Origin of the sequence: Nostoc sp. CHAB 5836 (assembly GCF_020829445.1) — a bacterium.
GTDB lineage: Bacteria > Cyanobacteriota > Cyanobacteriia > Cyanobacteriales > Nostocaceae > Nostoc.
Map to the genome: position 1 here is coordinate 15998 of NZ_JAIVFV010000056.1, position 23896 is coordinate 39893.

The following is a 23896-nucleotide window of genomic DNA, read 5'->3' on the forward strand; positions in this document are numbered from 1 at the left end:
AAACTCTTTTTCTTTAACGAACCGCAGAGGCGCAGAGGGCACAGAGAGAAGAGAGAAAGAGAGGGAAGAATTGCTTAACCCAAGCGTATTGATTTATAAGGGTTTAAGGCGTATTTACGTTTCGCAATATAGTTTGGTTTATTCTTGCCGATTTACGTAAGCGCAGCTCGTCGTAGACATCGCCCTGGTTATTCCTCATCTCGATATAACTCCTGCAAGTCCTGTAACTGAGTCTTGCGGGAAATCCGGCGATATTTTTTACTTTCTAACTTGGGTTCGTATTGACTGTGCCCTTTGCTTTTGCTTTTTAACTTCATGGTAGATTCTGGATCAGCTTGTTGGTGCAGCTGAGTTTGATGAGCGATCGCAGCATCCAAAAATTCTAAATAATGTTCATATCGTTCCCAGTCTCCCCGCACCGCACACTCAGGTTCATCTCGATGCAGACAATCACTAAACCGACAGCTAGCAACTGCTAACCGCTTTCTTGCTTCTGGAAAATAATGGATTAATTCTTCTGGTATACAATCCATATCCGGCTGATTAAAACCGGGAGTATCTGCAAGCATTCCACCGGTAGATAACTCAAATAATTCTATATGGCGAGTGGTATGACGACCACGAGCTAGTTTGCCAGAAACTTCTCCGACTCGCAGATGAAGAGAGTCAATTAGTGTATTAATCAAGCTGGATTTACCCACGCCGGAAGGCCCAGCAATTACGGTAATTTTATTACTCAAATATCTGGCTGCTTGCTCCGTATTTATACCATCTTTGACACTGATAAATATTGGTTGATAGCCCCAACCAAGGAGGCGATCGCTAAGTTGTTGCTGTTCCTGGGGTGAAATTAAATCACTTTTATTCAAGCATAAAAGCACATCTAAGCCAGTAGACTCAGCCTTAATTAGAAACCGACTTAGCTGATAAGGTTCCAAAGGTGGATCAGCAACGGCAAATACCAATAGGATTTGGTTAACATTGGCGATCGCCGGACGGTCTAACTCACTTTGGCGGGGTAAAACCTCAGCGATCGCACCCCGTCCTCCAGCCCAATCTGGCTCTTCCACCACAACGCGATCGCCGACCATCACCTGTTGCCCAATTTTTTTCAGACGCGTTCTGCGAGTACAAAGGAGCAAGGGAGAATGAGGAAGATGAAGAGGATGAGAGAGATTTTGCTCCCCCATCTCCCTCATCTCCCTCATCTCCCTCATCTCCCCCATCTCCCTCATCTCCCCCATCTCCCCCATCTCCCCATCCTCTTGATCCAGCTGTACTCGGTAAAAATTAGCCTGTACAGCCAGCACCGTACCCAATAACTGTCCACTTGCGGCAAAATTTTCCCCTGTCATTGGCCAGCAAGTGGACGGCGCACTAACAGAGAAAAATAACTAGTGCAGTCTGTAATTTTTTCCACCTGATAACCTGCCATTGTCAGACTATCAGGAACCTGCTCAATCGGCTCACCTGCGTCTAGCCAGACTTCTAGCAAACCTCCCAATGGCATTTTCTCCAGACGTAATTTTGTCCGCACAAAATTAATTGGGCAAGGGGTGCCGCGTAAATCAAGTTGAGCATCGGGAGTTAAAAGAGAAGAGGGCTTGATCACTTAAATAAATTTCCCAAAAATCCTTCTAGACCACCTTTACCAGTGCGATCTCCCTTAATTTTAGCCAGCTTCTCCAACAGTTCCCTCTCCTCTGGGGTGACTTTGTTGGGAATATCAATTAATACGTTCAGCATATGATCTCCACGACTGACGGGATTACCCAAGCGGGGTACGCCGCGATTTTCCAACTTCATCACCGTATTGGGCTGGGTTCCAGCTGGAAGAATCAATTCCACCGGCCCATCTACCGTATCTACCTCTAACCGACAACCTAAAATCGCTTGCAGGTAGCTAACTTTGATTTCCGAGAGAATATTAATGCCATCCCGTTGGAATTCTTCGTCCTCATTCACAAACAAATAGACGTACAAATCTCCAGGAGGCCCACTACGTTGGCCAGCATCGCCTTCACTAGAAATCCGTAAGCGAGTGCCATTATCCACCCCAGCTGGAATGGTAATTTTGAGTTTCTTTGTGACTTGATTTGCGCCCTTACCATCACAGGCGTCACACTTATCTTCAATTACCATCCCTGTTCCGTTACAGGTCGGACAAGTCGAGACTTGGGTAAAACTGCCAAAAGGTGTCCTAGTGACACGGCGGACTTGACCCGATCCGGTACAAGTAGAACAAGTCCGAGGGCGGGTTCCAGGTTTAGCACCAGAACCGCTACAAACTTCGCAATTTTCTAGATGGGAAATGCGAATTTCTTTTTCGCCGCCAAATACCGCTTCCCGAAAGTCTAACTTCAGGTCTAGCCGCAGGTCATCGCCCCTCGCAGGCCCACTGCGCCGTCTTTGTTGCGTGGGACTACCCATACCGCCAGCAAAGCCACTAAAAATGCTTTCAAAGATATCGGCAAAACCACCCATATCGCCCACATCTTGAAAGCCCGCGCCAGCAGCACCTGATACACCCTCTGGCCCAAAGCGATCGTAACGAGCGCGGGTTTCTGGTTCTGAGAGTACCTCATAAGCGCGGTTAATTTCTTTAAAGCGATCCTCCGCTCCCGGTTCTTTGTTCACATCTGGGTGATACTTCCGGGCTAAACGGCGATAGGCTTGTTTGATTTCTTCTTTGTCGGTGTCGCGAGAGACACCCAGGATTTCATAATAGTCGCGGGCCATATAGCAAAGGTAAAAGTTAGAAGGAAGAAAGCAGAAGTCAGTAGAAGGTCACTCACGGTCACTTGCTACTTACGGAAAGGCGTTTTGCTTTACAGATATGCAAGAGCAACACAGTATCCTTTAAAGGGCAACTTGCCGGAGGTCAGGCAGAAGATAAAATTAATTTTTGTTAACAAATTGATTTTACCCTTTAGCTTTTACAAAAATCACCGACAAATCTAGAGCAACAGATGCTTTCCTCGTGGGAGACGACAAAAGCCACAGAAGTTATGATCAGGGGAAGCCTCTGCTCAGACTTCTCATTGCCGAGTCGGCTGCCTCTTTTACAATTGTGCTACGTAGGAGAGGAAAACCCCGCCCATCAACCAGAGGGGCTAGCCGCACCATTAGGTGTGGAAAACCACCCTGCTTTGGAAGTGGATCTGAACTGGCATACTGCCTAGCCCAAAGTAATTTGCTTCTACAATCTAGCAAACCGCTGGGGTCTTGTGAAACTTTGTTAAATTTATATTAACTAACGCGATGTGCAATTTATTCTTATCTGTTCCGTTGTTACTCACGCCCCCTATTATTGTCAGAGAGTTAAGCAGCCTTAAAAATTAATCCGACGATAGATTTCAGTCAAGGGAATTTCTACGTTTAAACTGTGCAGAACAATCGTCCGCTCAAGGTGAGAGTGAACTTGCCATACCCAGCGATCGTTACTGCTACGATCCAAATTGTGATATTGCTCAATGTAGGGTTCAGTTTGGCTTACAAGCAGATATTCACAAAAGCTGGCAAGAGAGCGATATTTTCTGAACTTTTCGCCGCGATCGTATGCTTCGGTAGAAGGCGATAGAACTTCGACAATAAGTATTGGATTTAGAATTTCATCATTGCGATTGCCATTGAACTCTGGTTCACCATTAACAACCATCAAATCGGTATAAGTCCCACACTGATATTCAGGAATCCAAATTCGCAAGTCGCTATTATACAAGCTAAAATCGGTGTCCCTCAGTAAAAACCCCAGGTAAATTAAGAAGTTGCTGGCGATGGCACTGTGAGTAACCGATCCTCCCGATATAGTAATAACCTCTCCGTTGCGGTATTCATGGCGTTCTGGGTTGGTTTCTTCCATAGCCCGATACTCGTCTAACGTCAGGCGAGTTGTTATTACATCTGGGCGACTGGTTTGAGCAAAGACCATAATCAACCTCTTAAATAATTAAGTACGTTGGTGCGAAAAAACTCAAGTATGTTACGAAACGTAAATAAGCTCAAAACCCTTACTAATGACGAATGACAAATGACAGCCTTAGCCAGTTAACTTTAATTGCGCCGACCTACTTAGCTCTAAAACTATTATCAGCAAAGGAAAGAACAATTGCTATTGAACGGTGGAATGCCGCAGCCGCAAAGTCTGATTCACTGGGCGAGGGGTTTTCTTCGCGATTGCTCCCAGCGACATTGACTGGGAGTCAGCGCCAGATTCAGAACCTGACACAGCAGTTAAAAGAAGATGTACAAACCCATTTCCACTTTGACCATAACTGCTGAACTTCCTGACATCGATGTATTGGATCGTTGTCCTACACTATTACTCAGAATATTTTACGTTCTTCTAAATGAGCAAGAATCTTAGAGCGATCGCGCCACACAGTCCGTAACTTTTTGTTAGCGAACATCTGTAACTGATCGCTAATGTGGGGCGATCCGGGTTGAGTTGCGTTACCGTAGCTGATGAGTGCCATTGCTCGTACAGGGTTGGAAAATTCAATTGCAGCCACATAAGAATCACCTGCAACAGCTTGGAACTGCCCATTTTCTCCAGGAGCAAAATTCAGTACCCGAAAAATTCCCAGTTCCCCATCCCCACCATTGGCAGATAAATCCACATCACCCACCCGTAGCCGAAAAACCTGGCCCCAGGGTACATCAAGTGTCCCATAAGTCTTTTCTACCTCCGCTGCGACTGTTTGCAGAGTTGCAACTGCACTTTCAGGATTAGCTAAACCGTCGGGTGTGGTGCGTGGAGAATTTTTATTCCAAGGTTTACTAAACGCTTTATCTAAGTCCATCTGTTGTATCCAAAAGGCAAATAGTACCGCCCCGCGACTATCTGCATTGGCTTGTCGATCCCAGGCTTCAAGAACATTAGCTGCTTTTTGCCCTAAGTCCTGACCATATTTGCGTGCAGCTGGAATTAAATCATCCAAAATCCGCTCGGCCAGTTCCATGCGGGTAGAGTGCTTGTATGCAATCATTTCATCAAAAGAAATTTTGTCATCCTCAGCCAACATCCTTACACAACGTTGTGAGCGGAAATCCATAAAACGAGGTGCGATGTAAGGCGGGTAATTATCTGCTTTAATGGCGGCTGGAAATGTAGTTGTCCAAGGTGGGTCATTTGTATTTTGCAACCAGCCACTCTTTGGGTCAACTATGCGTGGTAAATCTTGGTAAGGATGAATTTTTGTCCACAAGGTTTTAGACGTATTTCCTGGGATTATGCCTTGCCAGTATTCAAAATCACCCCTTGAGCGCACTGGAACTTGACCGTTGAATAGGTGCATAATATGCCCTTCTCGATCCGCATACATTACGGTAAACATTGGCAATTGTAAGCGCTGGAGTGTCTTTTCAAACTGAGCAAGATTTTTTGCTCGTGCCATATCCCACCACTGCTGGAGTACACCTGGTCGGTCAAGACCTGCAACCCTCAACGCCTCAGCTTTACCATTTTTCTCGGCTACCACAGGCCCGTGGACAGAACTTTTCACGACTAATGGTTGCTCTTGCAAAGAGCCATCTTTCTGCTTCACCTTTAGGGAGAGGGTTTTGGTTTGGAAGTTACGAACTTTGTCATCAAACTGGTATCCATTACCTGCGAGTGTGAGTTCATAAACATCCCAACCATCATAAGTATTAACGGTGTGAGTCCAACCTAAGTTGTTGTTAAAGGCGATCGCTAATACGGGAATACCTACAAGTGTTGCCCCATAAGCGTCAATCCCTGGTGCGGTGATTTGAGCTTCATACCACAAAAATAAATCAGACCAAGGTAGATGTGGGTTTGCTAACAACATAGCATTCCCATCAGCAGAATGACTTGGTGCGATCGCCCAACCATTAGATCCTACTTGCAACTTTTCTTTGCTCAGGTCTAATACTTGCTCCGGATTGACCACAAAGGTGAAATTGAGTACCCGATGTAAGTGAGCCATGACATCTTCTGCCTTGACTGGTAGCACCGCCTCAACTTCATCATTAATCAAGTTAGGATTTTGTTTTGCATAAGCATTGATCCCAGTAGCAAAAGCGTCAAGACAACTACGAAAAGTTGGACTCTGTGCTTTGTACCAAGAACGAGCGCGTTCTGGTACTCCCGCAGTCTGTACCCAACGATCTGACTCCAGGTATTCTTCTCCCCAATATTCGGCCGCGCGTCCCCGTGCTTGACCATAGAGACGCAAAAGCAAATCTCCATGACTTTGCATTTGTGCCCAACCAAAGGCATAAAATGCACTCCGATCATCTTTGCCGTAAATATGCGGCACACCATAAGTATCCCATAATATCTCTGTGGATTTTGTTGGTATAGCCATAGTGCGGCTGCCTACAAACAAAACCAGGATAAAGCTGAGTATTAAGGGTAAAACACGTTTTGATTTTCTTTTGTAAACTCTGAATAAAATATCAATCCTCATTAACACCACCATTTACAGATGTAATGCTTGGTGACTGAAACTGCTATTGGGCATTGGGAAGAGACAAAGGAGTGACTTTTAACGAGCTTTAGGGGTTTAAGTCCCCTGTCTCTACAGACAGCGCGTTTTGTGTCGGGGTCTAAATCCCCGTCACAAAACGTAATTGCGAATTGCGAATTGCGAATTGCGAATTGCGAATTGGTTTAAATAATTCCCCTTTGTCCTTTATGTCCTCCTAGCTCCCAGTCCCCAGTCCCTAGTGCCCAATTCCCATTCACCAGTACCCACTCCCTAGTACTCAGTCCCCTCTTGGCACGCAAGTGACTTTGACAAAGCAGATTTAAGTCGATCTAACAATACCACTTTATTGAGAAAATATATCAAAGTAATAACGCTATCCTTTATCATTAAGAGCAAATCTGACTCTTGACCCTCTTCCTTCTGATACCTTTGCAAGAATTAAGATGAGGGAGATGAGGGAGATGAGGGAGATTATGGGACAAGGAGAATAACCAATGCCCCATGCCCCATGCCCAACCCTTAATCTATCGCCTCATAATCAACCTGTGCAGTACTTTCTTCGTCAAAATCAAAGTTGAATTGTGGTATGAGTGTGCCATTCATTGCTGAGTGTATTTCTGGGGTAAAAAGACTAGCTGAAACCTTCTCAATCTCATCACCTTGGCTGTTAGCTCGGTTGTAGACATCAGCACCGATCGCAAACAGGGTTTGTTGGAAGTCGTCTAAGCGCTGCTTAAATTCCCCTGTGGAAATACTAGAGTCAATCATTGCAGCTTGGAGTTGTGAAACTTTTTCACTGGCCAAAGTTTTCATCTCGTCGCCGATAAAGTTGCTATTATCCTTGATCGTGGATTCATAACTAAACAACAGATTATCTGCTTGATTTTTGAGTTCAACCAGTTCTTTACGTCTTTTATCTTCTTCAGCAAACAGTTCGGCCTCTTGGCGCATCCGTTCGACTTCGTTGGTACTCAAACCACCTGTATTGGTAATCCGAATACTTTGTTCTCTACCAGTACCTTTATCTTGGGCAGAAACCTTCAGGATGCCGTTGACATCGATTTCAAAGGATACTTCAATTTGCGGTACACCACGGGGCGATGGGGGAATTCCTGCGAGTAAAAACTTGCCGAGACTCTTGTTATCTCGTGACATTGCCCGTTCGCCTTGGAGGATGTGAATTTCTACCGAGGTTTGACCATCAACTGCTGTGGAAAAAATTTGTGACTTACTGGTGGGAATTGTGGTGTTGCGTTCAATAATTTTGGTGAATACTTCACCCAAGGTTTCAATTCCCAACGATAGAGGGGTGACATCCAATAGTAAGAGGTTATCGACTTCGCCACCCAACACACCTGCTTGAATAGCCGCTCCCAATGCTACCGCTTCGTCAGGGTTGATGGAGCGATCGGGGGCTTTGCCATTGAAAAATTTAATTAGCGCATTTTGGACTGCGGGAATACGGGTAGAACCGCCTACCAAAATAATCCGATCTATGGCTTCTGGTTTGAGATCCGCATCTTTGAGCGCTTGGCTCATTGGTTCGATGGTTGCTTCAATTAAATGAAGTGCGAGTTCTTCAAATTTAGTGCGGCTGAGTTCCATCTCCAGATGCTTTGGGCCAGTGTCATCAGAGGTGATAAAGGGCAAATTGATGGAGGTATTCACCATACTGGAGAGTTCAATTTTTGCCTTTTCTGCTGCTTCCCGCAGACGTTGCAGTGCCATCTTATCTTGGGAAAGGTCGATTTTCTCTTGTTGCTGAAAGCGTTTCATCAGCCAACGCACGATCGCATTATCAAAGTCGTCTCCACCCAAGTGGTTGTTACCACAAGTTGCCTTAACTTCAAAAACGCCATCTCCAAGTTGCAGGATCGATACGTCGAAAGTACCCCCTCCCAAGTCGAATACTAAAATTAGCTGCTCTTGGTCTTGCTTTTCCAATCCGAAAGCTAAAGCCGCAGATGTTGGTTCATTGATGATTCGCAGCACTTCTAGTCCAGCAATGATGCCAGCATCTTTGGTTGCTTGTCTTTGGGCATCTGTGAAGTATGCTGGTACGGTAATCACTGCCTGAGTCACGGCTTCACCCAAGAAGTTTTCCGCATCCTGCTTGAGCTTTTGCAGGATCATAGCAGATAGTTCTTGTGGCGTGTAGTTTTTTGAGCGAATTTGGACATCAACGGTATCGTCTCGACCTTTGACACAGTTGTAGGGGACGCGATCGCGTTCTGTTTCAGTGTCTTCCCAACGCCGCCCGATGAATCGTTTAATACTGTAGATTGTGTTCTCAGCATTGGTTACGGCTTGGCGCTTTGCCAATTGACCAACCAAGCGATCGCCACTCTTGCCAAATCCCACAATACTTGGAGTAGTTCGTCCACCTTCAGAATTGGAGATCACAAGTGGTTGACCACCCTCCAAAACGGCGACGCAACTGTTAGTAGTGCCTAAGTCGATGCCAATAACTTTTCCCATATCTACCAGTATTTTTACTGAGTTTATCTGCTGTAATTTATGATGTGGCGGACTAGCTCAAAACTTCAGCATCTAGAAATGGGTGAAGATAGGGGAGCAGGGGGAGCAGGGGGAGATAAGGGAGTAAATTCCTCCTAATCTCCCTCATCCTCCTCATCTCCCTCATCTCCCTCATCTCCCTCATCTCATACCTCAATAATGATGCTCGCCCCTGCTAGAACCCAGGCACTTTTGGTCAGCGAGGCGAGCGACTACAGCTTAACTGAAGGCTTGACTCGACTGATCTTCCTCCGCAGAAGGGGTATCTTCCTTTGGAGCAGCTACTTTGACCATTGCATGGCGTAGGACGCGATCGCCCAAGTAATATCCGCGCACTAACTCTTCTAACACTGTTCCTTCAGGATGTTCATCCGTAGGTTCTCGCATTACTGCTTCGTGCAGATTAGGATCAAATTCTTGACCTTCAGGACGCATTGGTGATACACCTAAGCGTTTCAGGCTATCTACTAATTGTTTGTAAACGCCTTGGTAACTTTTGTGCATGGTCATTTCGCCATCAGATTGTGGTTTGAGGTGCGATCGGGCCCGCTCAAAATTATCGACCACTGGCAGCAATTCCATAATCGTGTTCCGCTTCATCTGCACTTCTAGCTCTTCTTTTTCTTTGCTAGTGCGTTTTCGATAATTCTCAAAATCAGCAGCAATCCGCATATATTGAGTACTACGCTCTTCTAGTTGCGTTTTGAGGGACTCGATTTGTTGAGTCAGTTCTGCCAAAGCTGCCGTTTCCACTCCAGTTTTCTCAGATGCAGCGACGCTATTTTCTGAATTGACGGTAGCCGTATCTCCCGATACATTTATTTGGGCTGCCACTTGCTCTGTCACCTCGCTACCAGATTCATTGAAATTAATTTGGGCTGGGGAGTCACTCTTCATTGCTTGCTTTACCTCTGTTGGTTCACCCAATTGCTGGCTTGTATTGTTTCTCTGTTTATTTTCATCCATTATCAGAAAAATGGGTTTAAAACCGCGCCGTTTTAGGGCGGCTTTAATTAATTTATTTTCTTACAGAATCTTTGGTATAATGTAAGAATGACACAAAAAGCTTTCAAATACCGATTCTATCCAACACCTGAGCAGGAAACCTTGCTTCGGCAAACGATGGGATGTACTCGTTTAGTCTATAACCGCGCTCTCGCTGCAAGGACGCAGGCGTGGTATGAACGACAAGAAAGAGTTGGGTATATTGAAACATCAGCAATGCTGACTAATTGGAAAAAACAAGACGAATTGCAATTTCTTAATGACGTTAGTAGTGTGCCATTGCAACAAGGTTTGCGACATCTGCAAACAGCCTTTAGTAACTTTTTTGCAGGACGGGCTAAATACCCTAACTTCAAGAAAAAGCATAACGGCGGTAATGCTGAATTTACCAAGGCAGCTTTTAAATTTAGAGATGGGCAGGTATTCCTTGCTAAAAGTTCACAAGCTTTGGCTATTCGTTGGAGTAGACAGTTGCCGCAAGGTGTTGAGCCATCTACTATCTCAGTAAAACTTTCACCCTCTGGGCGCTGGACTGTTTCGATGTTAGTAGATATGGAGATTGAAAGATTGTCTGAATCTTCTAACTCTATTGGCATTGATTTGGGCGTCACCAGCTTGGTTGCCTTAAGTACAGGTGAGAAGATTGCTAATCCCAAAAACTTTAGGGCAAAAAAAGCAAAATTGCGTAAAGCGCAAAAAGCTTTGAGTCGTAAACAGAAAGGGTCTAACAATCGCCATAAAGCAAGGGTTAAAATAGCTAAAGTTCACGCAAAAATTAGCGATGCGCGGAATGATTTTCTTCACAAGCTGACAACTCGATTGGTGCGTGAAAACCAAACGATTGCTGTTGAGGATTTGGCTGTGAAGAATATGATCAAAAACAAAAAACTCGCTCTCTCGATTAGTGATGCTAGTTGGGGCGAATTGGTCAGACAGCTTGAATATAAGTGCGATTGGTATGGTCGTAACTTCGTCAAGATTGACCGATGGTTTCCTAGTTCAAAACGCTGTGGGAACTGCGGGTACATTGTTGATCAACTGCCTTTAAATATCAGAGAGTGGGATTGCCCGAAATGCAGTACACATCACGATAGAGATGTTAATGCTGCTAAAAACATTTTGGCTGCGGGACTCGCAGTTTCAGTCTGTGGAGCGAACATAAGACCTGACAGCCTTAAGGCCCAAGGGCAGTTGCAAAATACCCGTAAGGGAAAGAAACAGAAACCTAAGTCGTGAGTCTTAGGAATCCCCGACCGTTTACGGCGGGGTGGATGTCAATGCCGACAAGTTCCTGGAAGTGATGTAACCGTCTTCCTATTGTGACAAATGGTGAACACCTTAGCCCAGACACCACTAAGGCGGGAACCCGAACGAGTAGTCTACCTCTACAAGTAAGTAATAGGACTTATACCAATTTTTTGTGAAGTTGCATAGAATTTGACCCCAGACGCCAGATGCACAACGAAGGGGAGACCCCAGACGCTCTCTACGAGACGCTCTGCGCGAACGCAAGTTCGCTCTCCGTGGCGCTATGCGCGGCATCGTCTCTCCTTCTCCCAAGGGGAGAGGCTAGCGCCTTCTCTACGAGACACTACGTGAACGCGAAGCGTCTCCTAAGAGTTGGGAGAAGACCGCACTGGCTCCCCAAAGTCGCCTCACGAAGAGCAAAGAGTGGAAAATCCAGTTCCCTCCCCGATTTCGGGGAGGGTTAGGGTGGGGTTCTTGATTATGCAGCTTCATATTAAATTGGTATTACGCAATAACTCTCTGAAACTCTTATTCCTTTGTGTCCTTTGTGTCCTTCTCCCAGGGGGAGACGCTGCGCGAATGCGGTTCGTTTTTTCATTATTTTGCGTAAGTCCTCGAGACGCTCCGCGTTGGCGTCTTCTCTAGGAGACGCTGTGCGTTGGCGGTTCGATAAATTAAGCTTTTTAGGAATTTTTGCGTAAGTCCTGGATAAATGAGAATTCTTTTTCACACTAGGGGAATACTTTAAGCAGAGGTTTCCCCAAATCAATTGCTCATTTATGACTTACTCGTCACCACAACGGCGCAGTACCGCTCTAACTACCAGAACAGAGTTTTCGCCCTTCGGCAACAAGCTAGTGCTATCTGGCTATGCTAATACCGAACAGATGAGACAGGCACTAATTGAAAGCCGCAAATCTGGCATACCCTTAACGGAAGTACTAGAGTCAATCACTGGGCAGCAACTATCACCTGAGTTACTCAGGCAATACAAAAAACAGCAGCTATTTGAACTTAAAATACTATACGGTGTTGAATTCCTTGATCCGGAAGTCAACTCCTTTGACAACACTATGATGGGGAGCCTGATTGAAACCCTCATCTCCGTGGATATCTGTCGTCGCCATCGTTTGATACCACTGTCGAAACACGAAGACCAAACCCCGCCCTCAGTTTTAGTGGCGATGGTCGCTCCAGATAATCTAGACGCTTCCGATGACCTGAACCGCATCTTGCGCCCCCAAGGCTTGGCATTGCAGCGCATGGTGATTACACAGGAAGACTACCAACAGCTAATCAACCAATACCTAGATGAAGTGGCTGTTCGGCAAAAGCACCTAGAACAAGAAAAGTTTACAGATATTAATCAGGATTTAGAAAACCTCGGAAATCTCGATATTGAGGATGCTCCTGATGATATGGAGGCTGATTTAGGGGCGGCGATGAAGGGTGCAGAGGATGCGCCAGTTATTAACCTAGTGAACAGAATCCTGGCTAAAGCCTTGCATGAGAAGGTTTCTGACATTCATATCGAACCGCAAGAAGAAAACTTACGCATTCGCTTTCGGAAGGATGGCGTATTGCGCGAAGCTTTCGATCCCCTACCGAAAAAAATTATCCCGGCGGTGACAGCCCGATTTAAAATCATCTCCAATCTAGACATTGCAGAACGGCGTCTACCCCAAGACGGCCGCATCCGCCGGATGTTTGAGGGACGTAAAGTAGACTTCCGTGTGAATACCTTACCCAGTCGCTACGGGGAAAAGGTGGTGCTGCGGATTTTGGATAACTCCTCCACCCAACTGGGATTAAATAAGTTAATTACCGATCCAGAGACTTTACATATTGTCCAGGATATGGTTAGCCGTCCCTTTGGTCTAATTTTGGTAACTGGGCCAACTGGTTCTGGGAAAACAACGTCCCTGTATTCTGCACTATCAGAAAAGAATGATCCTGGAATTAATATCAGTACTGTAGAAGACCCAATTGAGTACAGCCTTCCAGGGATTACTCAAGTACAGGTAATTCGGGAAAAAGGGCTGGATTTTGCTACAGCGTTGCGGGCTTTCTTGCGGCAAGATCCAGATGTGTTGCTGGTGGGTGAAACACGGGATAAGGAAACGGCAAAAACAGCAATTGAAGCTGCCTTGACTGGTCACTTAGTATTAACGACTTTACATACTAATGATGCCCCAGGAGCGATCGCTCGTTTGGGAGAAATGGGCATTGAGCCTTTCATGGTTTCTAGTTCCCTAATTGGCGTTTTAGCTCAACGTTTGGTGCGGCGTGTCTGTTCTGAATGTCGCATTCCCTACACTCCGACAACCGAGGAATTGGCTCGTTATGGTCTATCAGCTTCCTCAGATGTCGGAGTCACCTTCTATAAAGCTAACACCTTGACATTAGAAGCGATCGCACAAGCCAAGACCAAAAATCAGCTTTGCCCAGCGTGTAACGGCGTCGGCTACAAAGGGCGTTGTGGTGTTTATGAAGTCATGCGAGTCACCGAAAACCTGCAAACTCTCATCAACGAAGAAGCACCCACAGAACGCATCAAAGAAGTAGCGGTAGAAGAGGGGATGAAAACCTTGCTGGCTTACAGTTTGGACTTAGTGCGCCAAGGTGCCACCACCCTAGAAGAAGTAGAACGGGTGACGTTTACCGATACAGGTTTGGAAGCAGAGTTAAAAGCCAAACGCAAGACTGGTCTTACCTGTCGGACTTGCAATGCCACATTGAAACCAGAATGGCTGGATTGTCCCTACTGTATGACATCTCGGTTTGAAGACTAGTCATTGGTCATTGGTCATTGGTCATTGGTCATTGGTCATTGGTCATTGGTCATTGGTCATTGGTCATTAGTCATTAGTCATTAGTCATTAGTCGATGGTTAGTAACTTGAAACAACTGACAAATAACAAAGGACAAACATTAAAAGGAAACAAAACTATGGTTAGTAACTTGAAACAAAGGACAAAGGACAACTGACAAAGGACAAATAACAAATGACAAAGGACAACTGACAAATGACAAATAACAAACATTAAAAGGAAGCAAAACTATGGAAATGATGATTGAAGACCTGATGGAACAGTTGATTGAAATGGGTGGCTCGGATATGCATTTATCCGCAGGTTTGCCTCCTTACTTCCGCATCAGTGGCAAACTCACCCCCATAGGTGAGCATATATTAACAGCCGATCAGTGTCAAAGGCTGATTTTTAGTATGCTCAACAATACCCAGCGTAAAACCTTAGAGCAGACATGGGAATTGGATTGTTCTTATGGTGTCAAGGGTTTAGCTCGCTTCCGGGTCAATGTCTATAAAGAGCGTGGCGCTTATGCGGCTTGCTTACGGGCATTAAGTTCTAAGATTCCTAACTTTGAAAAATTAGGTCTACCAGATATAGTGCGGGAAATGTGCGATAAACCCAGAGGACTTATTCTAGTGACAGGCCCTACAGGTTCCGGGAAGACAACTACTCTAGCGGCAATGATTGACTTGATTAACCGCACCAAGGCAGAGCATATTTTAACCGTAGAAGACCCGATTGAATTTGTTTACGAACCAATTAAAAGTTTAGTTCACCAACGACAACTGGGTGAAGATACCAAGAGCTTTGCTAATGCCTTGAAAGCAGCTTTGCGGGAAGATCCAGATATTATTCTGGTGGGGGAAATGCGCGATTTGGAAACGATTTCTTTGGCGATTTCTGCCGCAGAAACAGGACACTTGGTATTTGGTACGCTACACACCAGTTCCGCCGCCCAAACTGTTGACCGGATTATCGACGTTTTCCCCCATGAAAGACAAACCCAAGTGCGAGTGCAATTGTCTAACTCGTTAGTGGGGGTATTTAGCCAAACCTTGGTGTCCAAGAAAAACCCTAAACCCGGTGAGTATGGTCGGGTGATGGCTCAAGAAATTCTGATTGTCACTCCTGCTATTTCCAACTTGATTCGAGAAGGCAAAACATCTCAAATTTACTCAGCTATTCAAACTGGCGGCAAATTGGGAATGCAAACTCTGGAGAAGGTTTTAGCCGATTTTTACAAAGCAGGAACGATTTCCTTTGAAGCAGCGATGTCTAAGACTTCTAAGCCTGATGAAATTCAACGTCTCATTGGTAATTCTACACCGCAAGCAGCTGCCGCAGGTGCGAAACCCGGTGCGGCTGCCAAAGCGCATTAAAGGAAGTGGGGATGAGGGGGATGAGGAGGATGAGGGAGAACAATTAATAACCAATTCCCAATGCCCAATTCCCAATTCCCAATGCCCAATGCCCAATAAATAACTATTTTGAATTGATTTATGCCAACCTACGTTGCCCGTGTTCGGGATTCTCAAGGAAAACCCCGAACAGAAAAAATTGTTGCCGAATCCTTGACGCGAGCTCGGACTAGTCTCAGAGATCAAGGCTTTGTAATCCAAGAACTCAAGCAATCTCAAGGATTTCAGCCAGATGTTGCCTTAAAAAAATTCCAGAATTCCTTAGTTAAGGTTTCTGTGAAAGACAAAGCAGTTTTTTCCCGTCAATTTGCCGTTTTGATGAATGCGGGAGTTGCGATCGTTAGAAGTTTAGGAGTACTTTCCGAACAGTGTAGTAATCCTAAACTGAAACAAGCTCTTCTAGACATTAGCAATGATGTTCAAAGCGGAATGAATCTCTCAGAGTCAATGCGGAAGTATCCTGACTGCTTTGATGGATTATATGTGAGTATGATTCAAGCTGGCGAAGTTGGTGGTGTTCTAGACGAAGTATTGAATCGTTTAGCCAAGTTGTTAGAAGATGTTGCCCGCTTACAAAACCAAATTAAATCAGCATTGTCTTATCCAGTGGTGGTGGGTTGTATAGCAGTTGCGATCTTTCTTGGTATGACCATTTTTCTGATTCCCGTTTTTGCCAAGATTTTTACAGAAATCGGAACTGAATTACCACCTCTAACGCAATTTTTGATGGATGCTAGTCTATTTTTGAGAAGTCCGAAGGTTTTCGTGCTTATCGGTGTTCTTGTAGGATTGAAATTTGCCTTTACACAATATGGTAAAACTCCTGTTGGTCGCCTCACAATTGATCGTCTTTCCCTCAAGATGCCGTTGTTTGGTGACTTGATTCAAAAATCTTCAGTTGCCCGCTTTAGCCGAACTTTTGGTTCTTTGACTCGTTCAGGTGTACCAATTTTAACTTGCTTGGAAATTGTCCGAGATACATCAGGAAATAAAATAATTGCCAATGCCATAGATGCAGCCCGCATGGAGATTCAACAAGGAGGTATGATTAGCCTTGCTTTACAAAAAGATAGCGTTTTTCCGGCTATGGCAATTCAGATGATTAGTATCGGAGAAGAAACTGGAGAATTAGATGCAATGTTGATGAAAGTTGCCGATTTTTATGAGGATGAAGTCGAGCAAGCAGTAAAGGCAATGACCAGTATTTTAGAACCAGTGATGATTGTGGTTCTAGGGGGGATGGTTGGAACTATTTTGCTAGCAATGTATTTGCCGATGTTTAAGGTATTTGAAAAGTTGGGATAGGGGATTAAGAGTTAGGAGTTAGGAGTTAGGAGTTTGGAGTTTGGAGTTTGGAGTTAGGAGTTTGGAGTTAGGAGTTTGGAGTTGAAAGTTTTTATTCCTAACTCATAACTTAACGTGAGTTGGCGCAATTAAATCTAACTGGGTAAGGCTGTCATTGCTCCCGACTGCTGTTACCGGGGTACGAGCGTCACCCGAAGCCCTCCCGCTACCGCAAAAAAGAGGCAGCGCGGTCTTCTCCCTACAGCCCTTCTCAAGACAGGAGACGCTACGCGAAGGGGCATCCTACGGCAGGCCCTAGCTTCTCACGAGTGGGAAAAGGTGGGTCACTGCGGTCTTGAGGATTTCCCCCCATGACCTGATGCTGCTCAATGCGATCGCAAAAAATATTGCGAAAAAATTGTAATAATATTTAACATGGTCTAGGTTGTGTAATTTAGATTAACTATTGCAGAGAAGTTCTCTGAGAGTGAGTAAAATGGCAAATACAACCAGGCAACTATTTTATGGATTAGTTACCCTAGAATTGTAGACTATGTTTTCAGTTCTGAGTTACTTCTGTATTTTGCCTCAGAGGCATACCAATTTAGACCACACCAAATCCTTCATTAAGAGCTCCCACAAATCATAATGGCTGTGATTGAGAAGAAAAGAACTCGCGATCTGCCCCAAATTAACGAACGAATTCGCTTCCCGAAAATTCGGGTCATTGACACTGACGGTGCCCAACTGGGAATTATGCCCCCACAGGAAGCACTACAACTAGCAGAAGAAAAAGAGCTAGATTTGGTGCTAATCAGCGACAAAGCTGACCCGCCGGTTTGTCGAATTATGGACTACGGGAAATACAAGTTTGAGCAGGAAAAAAAAGCGCGAGAAGCCCGGAAAAAGCAACACACCGCTGATGTCAAAGAAGTTAAGATGCGCTACAAAATAGAAGAACACGACTACAACGTGCGTGTTAAGCAAGCAGAGCGTTTTTTGAAAGATGGCGATAAAGTCAAAGCGACTGTGATGTTCCGGGGTCGAGAAATTCAACACAGCGACCTAGCAGAAGATTTGCTTAAGCGAATGGCAACGGATTTGGAACCATTTGGTGAGCTTCAACAAGCGCCTAAAAAAGAAGGGCGAAACATGATGATGCTCATATCACCTAAAAAATAATCCTCTAACTGTTCACTAGACCAAGTTTGGAAATCTCCTGGCTATAAGTCAGGGGATTTTTTCATTTTTCGTTTGGATGCAACAGCCGCCCTAATTATGCAAGTTAAATGTGGAACAGCTTACCTTGAAAGCGCAAGAATCCCCAACCATAATCGCAAGATTTGGTTGGCGGTGCGTTCAAGACCGGGACTCCCCGATCTGTGAAATTAATTTATCTAAAATCGATAGTCCTGAAGGCTGAGTGGGAAACATAATACGAAGTTGCTCAGGGCTTTTGCTATTTCCAGGGATGAGGGAATAGGGGGTAAGAGAACAAGGGGACAAGAGGGACACAGGGGACAGGTAAAATTTTCTCCCTCATCCCCCTCATCTCCCTCATCCCCCTCATCCCCCTCATCTCCCTCATCCCCCATTCGGCGGTGATACTACCAGAAAATAAAACTGCATGGAACTGAAAAATCACTGGTTGGCTGCAAATAAAGTTGCTTTACCACGATTACTACAGTGGGTGAATCTCCGACCAGAGGAGAGCGAACGAACTCAGACAATGTTTCTTTTTTATACAACTATATCTGTAGGATTGCGCTGGGCAGAGGACAGTACGGTGGCACTGTTTTTGAATGAATATGGGACTCATCTACTACCGTGGATGTATATTGCCAGTGCCGCGATGAGTGCAGGACTAGTTTTTTTATACTCTTGGCTACAAAAGATTTTTCCTTTACGTCGAGTGATTGTGGCGATCGCACCTTGTATGTTGATGCCATTAGTTTTATTAGTTTTATTACGTTGGGGATCACATTTTTCTTACTTGGCAGTTATTTCGGTATTTCTGCTGCGGCTGTGGGTAGATGCACTTTATGTAGTCAATGACCTCAATACCTCCATTGTCGCCAACCAAATATTTAACATTCGGGAGATTAAGCGCACTTACCCACTGGTTAGTAGTGGTCTTTTAGTAGCAGATGTAATCAGTGGCTTTAGTTTGCCTTGGCTAGTGCAATACGGCACGCTGAATAAGATCATCCTCATTGCGTGTGTAGTGATTTTATTCGGGTCAGGAATTTTATTCTATTTAACTCATCACTATCGAGCAGCTTTTCCGGAAACCCCACAAAGACTAACTCCTGAAGAACAATCCTCACGAGTGCGTTTTATTAAAAGTCCACTGAAACGGTATGTCTGGCAGCTGTTTGCCTTTGTGGGTCTATTGCAGGTCATTGGGTTGTTAATAGATTTTCAATATCTGCGCGAACTCCAATCCAATTTGGGCGACGGAGAACTCGCCAGTTTCTTGGGTCTTTTTGGTGGAACGTTGGGACTATGTGAGTTGTTGTTGCAGTGGTTTATTTCTAGCCGACTCATCGAACGGATGGGAGTATTTTTCACAGCGACGCTTTTACCAATCACCATCGGCTTTTCACTACCAGGAGTGCTGGTATTTCTGCATTTAATTCCAGCCATACAATCCCAAAGCTTTTTCTGGGGTTTGGTAATTGTCAAATTCTGCGATGAACTTCTGCGCTACACCTTTGTGATGAGTAGCGGCCCCATCCTGTACCAACCGATTCCAGAGGGAATTCGCAGCCGGATGCAGACTTTATCTGGCGGAACTGCCGAAGCGATCGCTACAGGTTTGACAGGAGCAGTAATTTTTGTAACTCTATTATTTTGTGGGCGGTTTGTACCCGTACCCCTGCAAAAATGGGTGTTGGTCGCAGAAACAATGCTGATAGCTGCCGCCTGTTTAAAAGTAGTTTGGGAATTGCGATCGCGCTATGTTGAACTGTTAGTCTTGAGTGTGGCACGGGGTCACTTGAGTGCAACCAATGTGGGCTTACGATTCTTTAAACAGGGAGTAGTCAAAGCTTTAGCAGAAAAAGGCAGTGAGGCTGATAAACGCTCTTGTATCGAACTTTTAGCCCAAATGGACTCCCAAGGAACTGCGGAAGTTTTAGCACCCCTGTTAGTTAAGTTAACCCCAGACTTGCAGTGCCAAAGTTTGGAGGTAATGCTAATGGCAGGTGCAAATCCCGCTTATTTATCCGCCATCCGTCCTTTGTTAGAACAACCCCAAGAAATTAACCCCGAAGTTTTTGCTCTCGCACTGCGCTACGTTTGGCTGGCTGAACCAAATCCCAATTTAAGTCTCCTAGAAGAATACTTAAACCCTCGCCAAAACTCACTCATTCGTGCCACAGCCGCCGCTTTAGTCTTACGCCAGGGAACGCCGATGCAAAAGGTAGCAGCTACCCAAACCATGCGCCGGATGCTGACTCATCAGCGAGAACGGGAGCGGGTAAATGGAGTTAGAGCGCTCAGAGAAGCAGTTTATTTGCAGGCGTTACGGATTCACATTCCGAATTTATTACAAGATGAGTCCTTACGGGTGCGTTGTGCTGTATTAGAAATGATTGCAGCAACCCATTTAGAAGAGTACTATTCAGCACTGATTGCAGCACTTTACTACAAATCAACCCGCACTACAGCAATGTCAGCTCTAGTGCGACTGGAGAATGAAGCTATAGAAATGCTGTTGCGGTTGGCTACCAATATTTACAAACCAGAAATAGTGCGAATGTATGCTTGGCGTACCATTGCTCAAATTGGTACTCAAGAAGCATTGGAGACTTTATGGGAAAATTTGGAAACATCTTGGGGTACTACCAGAGATCATATTCTACGCAGCTTACTAAAAATACACAAACAACCAGGAATTAGAGGTTTAGTGGATCGGTTTTATCAAAGTCGGGTAGAAAATTTAATTGAGCAGGAATTAAAGTTTTTAGGCGAGATTTACGCTGCATACATTGACTTCAAAACACTAGACCAAAAAGAAAATTATCAATCTAGCCAGAGGGTTGTGATTGTCACTGAGTTACTGCAACGTGCCCTTTTAGAATTAGAATTGGATATCAAAGAGCGGCTGCTAATGCTACTGAGACTGCTTTACTCGCCAGAAAAGATGCAGGCAGCAGCATTTAATCTGCGATCGCTCTCAGTGGTAAACTTGGCGCGGGGCTTAGAAATTCTAGAGCATACCATAACTTTGTCTTCAAAGTCTTTGTTACTGAATATTTTAGATAACCGACCGCAGCCAGAAAAATTGCAACATCTTGTAGAAGCCAAAATCGTAGAATATGAGAATATGTTAGTTAGCGATCGCCTCCACAGATTGCTGATGTTGGGTAACTTCCTTTCTGACTGGTGCCTAGCTTGCTGTTTTCATTTTGCTCAAGTGACACGCACTCGACTTACCAGTTCTGAGATTTTAGTGAGTTTGCGTCATCCAACTGGCTTTGTAAGGGAAGCTGCGATCGCATACTTGAATATGGTTTCACATCGCGTTCTTCTGCAAATCCTACCCCAGTTACAAAAAGATCCACATCCTTTGGTGGCTAGTCAAGTTAAAGAGTTGTCAAGAAAAATAGGTTTGCCCCCTTGCTGAAGAGATGCTGTTAGAGCAGTAAGAATTTCTACTAACTCAGTGCCTACCCAGCCAGATGAAACCTCTGAGGGAGTATTGTTGAGAATAGAGACAACAAAGCGATCGCAAACTCGTCCCAACGGTTCTCCTGATTCTAATTCCAGCACCACCTGCTTTTGATTTACGGGAATAAATTGATTGCCCTGCTGTTCAAACTCCCCGTGTAAAAGAGTTAGAGGTGATAAGTGCGACATTTCATCAAAAATCAAACTGCCAAGGCTACCCACAATCCCCAGTCGTCGTTGTTTATCAGGATTCAGCCAGCACAGGTGAATATAAGCTTGAAAACCATCTGGGTATGTTAGCGTCAGCCACACTAAGTCAGCTAATCCTTGTGATAACGGGGATGAGGAGGAATAAATAGTAATTGGCTCCCCCATCTCCCCCATCTCCCCCATCTCCCCCATCTCCCCCATCTCCCCCATCTCCCTCGTCCCCCCCATCTCCCTCATCCCCCCCACCTCCCTCATCCCCCCCTGCCCCTCACCCTGTAGCCACACTGTACCCGTTACCTGTACTTTCACGGGTAACTGACCCAACCATGTGTTAAAAATAGCAATATCATGAATGGCTAAGTCCCACAGCGCATCAACATCTTGCCGGACAGGCCCTAAATGGGTGCGCGTGGCGTACCCATAGCGTAAATCACCTAATTTACCCGCCTGTACGACAGCTTTTCCTTGCTCAACTGCGGGGTGAAATAGATAAGTATGGTCAACCATTAGTATTAAATGAAGCTGCTCTGCTAAATGGCAAAGTTCGCGACATTCTACGGGGTTGAGAGTTAGAGGTTTTTCTGCCAGAACATGGTATCCCTGTTGTAGAGCATCTTTGATTAAAGCATAGTGGGTGGTAGCCGGAGTAGCGATCGCCACTCCTGTCAACCCTGGCACTTTCTTTAAATCTTGCCATTGGGTTGTTAATACTACATTTTCATCTAAGTTAAACAGCTGCTTTACCGCCGCCAATCGTTCTGGATGCGGGTCTACTACAGCAACTACATTTACTTTCGGATGTGCTAAGAAATTCCGCAGCAGATGTACTCCCCAACGCCCAACTCCGATGACAGCAATTTTAATTTGGTTTGTCATTTCTTATTTGTTATTTGTCATTTGTCATTTGTCATTTGTTATTTGTATACAAGGGACTAATAGTCCAATACAGTTCAGTTAAGCACTTCTTTCTTCTCTCTGTGTCCTTGGGGTCTTCTCTTCTTAGGCTGCGCGTTGGCGTCAGCCTAAGAAGAGAAGGCGGTTTGTTAAAAAAATTGACTTTGTAACAGAGTTTTAGCCCAATACGCTTGGGTTAAGCCGTAATAATAAATTTGCGTAGGTTGGGTTGAGGAACGAAACCCAACCTACAACGGGCATTTGTTGGGTAACACTAAAGTTCAACCCAACCTACAATTATCCACAAAGCCAAGCGTATTGAGTTTTAGCCTTAACCCAAGCGTATTGACCAATAGTCCAGCAAAGCAACTTCACTAGGTATCCAAAAATTTGACAAAACTTTTTCCTACTCCTTACTCCCTACTCCCCTCACTCACCCAGCAATTTTGAGTTGGTTGAGTACTAAGGACAAATGACGACTAACCATCAACTGATTATCAGTTTATCACCCGTATTTTGAGTTCAGGGTATTTCCTGATTAGGAATTGCTAAAAAAGCTACCTTAGCTGCGGCTTGCTCCGCAGCTTTGATCGAGCGTCCCTTACCAACTCCTAGCTTGTTTCCGTGCAACCACACTTCAGCGACGAAACGTTCTTGATTGCGGTGCGGTTGAGTGACTTCCACAACCCGATACTCTGGTAAAACTTTAAATTGCGCCTGAGTCCATTCTTGGAGAGCAGCTTTGTAATTAAGTCTGGCAGGATCGAGGCGAATTTCTGTAGCTAGTTGGTGGAAGTGAGGATCTAGCCAAGAGCGAATCAGTTGCAGATTTTGAGTACTTAAGTAAAGCGCACCCAGAACTGCTTCAAAAGCATCTGCCAGTCGTGACTCTTGACCAACTTTATCAGCCGTAGCACTACCAGCGACTAGTAAGTATAACTCCAAACCATAAACTCTTGCCAATTGGGCGAGGATGCGATCGCTCACTAATACCGAACGAATTGCCGCAAAATCACCGACTGGACAATCGGGATAATTTTCCCATAACACGACAGCCGACACCAGCCGCACCACTGCATCGCCAACAAACTCCAACTGTTCATAATTTGCCGATTCAGAAACAGTGGGATGAGTTAGCGCTAAATCTAGCAGTTCCCACTTTATTGGTGCTTCTAGCGACAAACCTAATTTTTGGATTAAACTTTCGAGTTGCCGTTGACGGCGTGGATAAGCAAGGGGCATTACATGACAAGGGGAAGGGGGCAGGGGGGGAGGGGGAGTAGGGGGCAGGGGGGGGCAGGGGGGCAGGGGGAGCAGGGGGAGCAGGGGGAGCAGGGGGAGCAGGGGGAGCAGGGGGAGCAGGGGGAGCAGGGGGAGCAGG

17 protein-coding genes are annotated in these 23896 nt (G+C 45.1%); 8 read left to right on the forward strand and 9 right to left on the reverse strand.

Features of this window, described 5'->3' with window-relative positions; all coding sequences use genetic code 11:
• Positions 1 to 188 precede the first annotated feature (188 nt).
• From rsgA to LC605_RS13520, 4 genes are all read right to left on the reverse strand, one after another.
• Positions 189 to 1355, reverse strand: coding sequence for a small ribosomal subunit biogenesis GTPase RsgA (gene rsgA / locus LC605_RS13505; RefSeq protein ID WP_229548043.1), 1167 nt, complete (start codon positions 1353 to 1355; stop codon positions 189 to 191).
• On the reverse strand, positions 1352 to 1609 hold the full coding sequence (locus LC605_RS13510; protein ID WP_229548057.1) for a sulfurtransferase TusA family protein: 258 nt from the start codon (positions 1607 to 1609) through the stop codon (positions 1352 to 1354). The genes rsgA and LC605_RS13510 overlap by 4 nt, the downstream gene beginning before the upstream one ends.
• Positions 1609 to 2739 (reverse strand): molecular chaperone DnaJ, encoded by a 1131-nt coding sequence (gene dnaJ, locus LC605_RS13515; RefSeq protein WP_229548044.1) that lies wholly within the window; start codon positions 2737 to 2739, stop codon positions 1609 to 1611. Before dnaJ ends, LC605_RS13510 begins: the two co-directional genes overlap by 1 nt.
• 592 nt (positions 2740 to 3331) lie before the next feature.
• Positions 3332 to 3931 (reverse strand): Uma2 family endonuclease, encoded by a 600-nt coding sequence (locus LC605_RS13520; protein WP_229548045.1) that lies wholly within the window; start codon positions 3929 to 3931, stop codon positions 3332 to 3334.
• Between the two features lie 92 nt (positions 3932 to 4023).
• Here LC605_RS13520 and LC605_RS13525 point away from each other — a divergent pair, with 92 nt between their 5' ends.
• Positions 4024 to 4281, forward strand: coding sequence for a hypothetical protein (locus tag LC605_RS13525; RefSeq protein WP_229548046.1), 258 nt, complete (start codon positions 4024 to 4026; stop codon positions 4279 to 4281).
• Between the two features lie 44 nt (positions 4282 to 4325).
• Here the strand turns inward: LC605_RS13525 and LC605_RS13530 are convergent, their stop codons facing one another.
• From LC605_RS13530 to grpE, 3 genes are all read right to left on the reverse strand, one after another.
• Positions 4326 to 6431 carry an acylase gene (locus tag LC605_RS13530; RefSeq protein ID WP_229548047.1) on the reverse strand — a complete coding sequence of 702 codons (2106 nt, stop codon included), beginning with the start codon at positions 6429 to 6431 and terminating at the stop codon, positions 4326 to 4328.
• Positions 6432 to 6971: 540 nt separating this feature from the next.
• On the reverse strand, positions 6972 to 8930 hold the full coding sequence (gene dnaK, locus LC605_RS13535; RefSeq protein ID WP_229548048.1) for a molecular chaperone DnaK: 1959 nt from the start codon (positions 8928 to 8930) through the stop codon (positions 6972 to 6974).
• A gap of 258 nt (positions 8931 to 9188) precedes the next feature.
• Positions 9189 to 9938 (reverse strand): nucleotide exchange factor GrpE, encoded by a 750-nt coding sequence (gene grpE, locus LC605_RS13540; RefSeq protein ID WP_229548058.1) that lies wholly within the window; start codon positions 9936 to 9938, stop codon positions 9189 to 9191.
• 84 nt (positions 9939 to 10022) lie between these two features.
• On the opposite strand from grpE, the gene LC605_RS13545 reads away from it, so the two are divergent.
• From LC605_RS13545 to LC605_RS13575, 7 genes are all read left to right on the forward strand, one after another.
• A complete protein-coding gene (locus LC605_RS13545) occupies positions 10023 to 11210 on the forward strand; it encodes a transposase (protein WP_229548049.1) in 1188 nt (395 codons plus the stop codon).
• 791 nt (positions 11211 to 12001) lie between these two features.
• Complete coding sequence (locus tag LC605_RS13550; protein WP_229548050.1) at positions 12002 to 14014, forward strand: GspE/PulE family protein; 2013 nt, start codon at positions 12002 to 12004, stop codon at positions 14012 to 14014.
• Between the two features lie 269 nt (positions 14015 to 14283).
• Positions 14284 to 15414 carry a type IV pilus twitching motility protein PilT gene (locus LC605_RS13555; RefSeq protein ID WP_229548051.1) on the forward strand — a complete coding sequence of 377 codons (1131 nt, stop codon included), beginning with the start codon at positions 14284 to 14286 and terminating at the stop codon, positions 15412 to 15414.
• A 120-nt stretch (positions 15415 to 15534) separates the two neighbouring features.
• Positions 15535 to 16758: a type II secretion system F family protein gene (locus LC605_RS13560; protein WP_229548052.1), complete on the forward strand. Its 1224-nt coding sequence runs from the start codon at positions 15535 to 15537 to the stop codon at positions 16756 to 16758.
• A 627-nt stretch (positions 16759 to 17385) separates the two neighbouring features.
• Positions 17386 to 17919, forward strand: coding sequence for a translation initiation factor IF-3 (infC, locus tag LC605_RS13565; RefSeq protein WP_104908867.1), 534 nt, complete (start codon positions 17386 to 17388; stop codon positions 17917 to 17919).
• Between the two features lie 261 nt (positions 17920 to 18180).
• Complete coding sequence (locus LC605_RS13570) at positions 18181 to 18342, forward strand: hypothetical protein (RefSeq protein WP_229548053.1); 162 nt, start codon at positions 18181 to 18183, stop codon at positions 18340 to 18342.
• A gap of 22 nt (positions 18343 to 18364) precedes the next feature.
• Entirely contained in the window at positions 18365 to 21367 is a 3003-nt protein-coding gene (locus LC605_RS13575) for an MFS transporter (protein ID WP_229548054.1), read from the forward strand.
• Here LC605_RS13575 and LC605_RS13580 read toward each other — a convergent pair.
• Positions 21322 to 22497, reverse strand: a complete 1176-nt coding sequence (locus LC605_RS13580; RefSeq protein ID WP_229548055.1) for a Gfo/Idh/MocA family protein — start codon at positions 22495 to 22497, stop codon at positions 21322 to 21324. The two genes, LC605_RS13575 and LC605_RS13580, sit on opposite strands and share 46 nt — an antisense overlap.
• A 540-nt stretch (positions 22498 to 23037) precedes the next feature.
• A complete protein-coding gene (gene rnc, locus LC605_RS13585) occupies positions 23038 to 23757 on the reverse strand; it encodes a ribonuclease III (RefSeq protein ID WP_229548056.1) in 720 nt (239 codons plus the stop codon).
• Positions 23758 to 23896 lie beyond the last annotated feature (139 nt).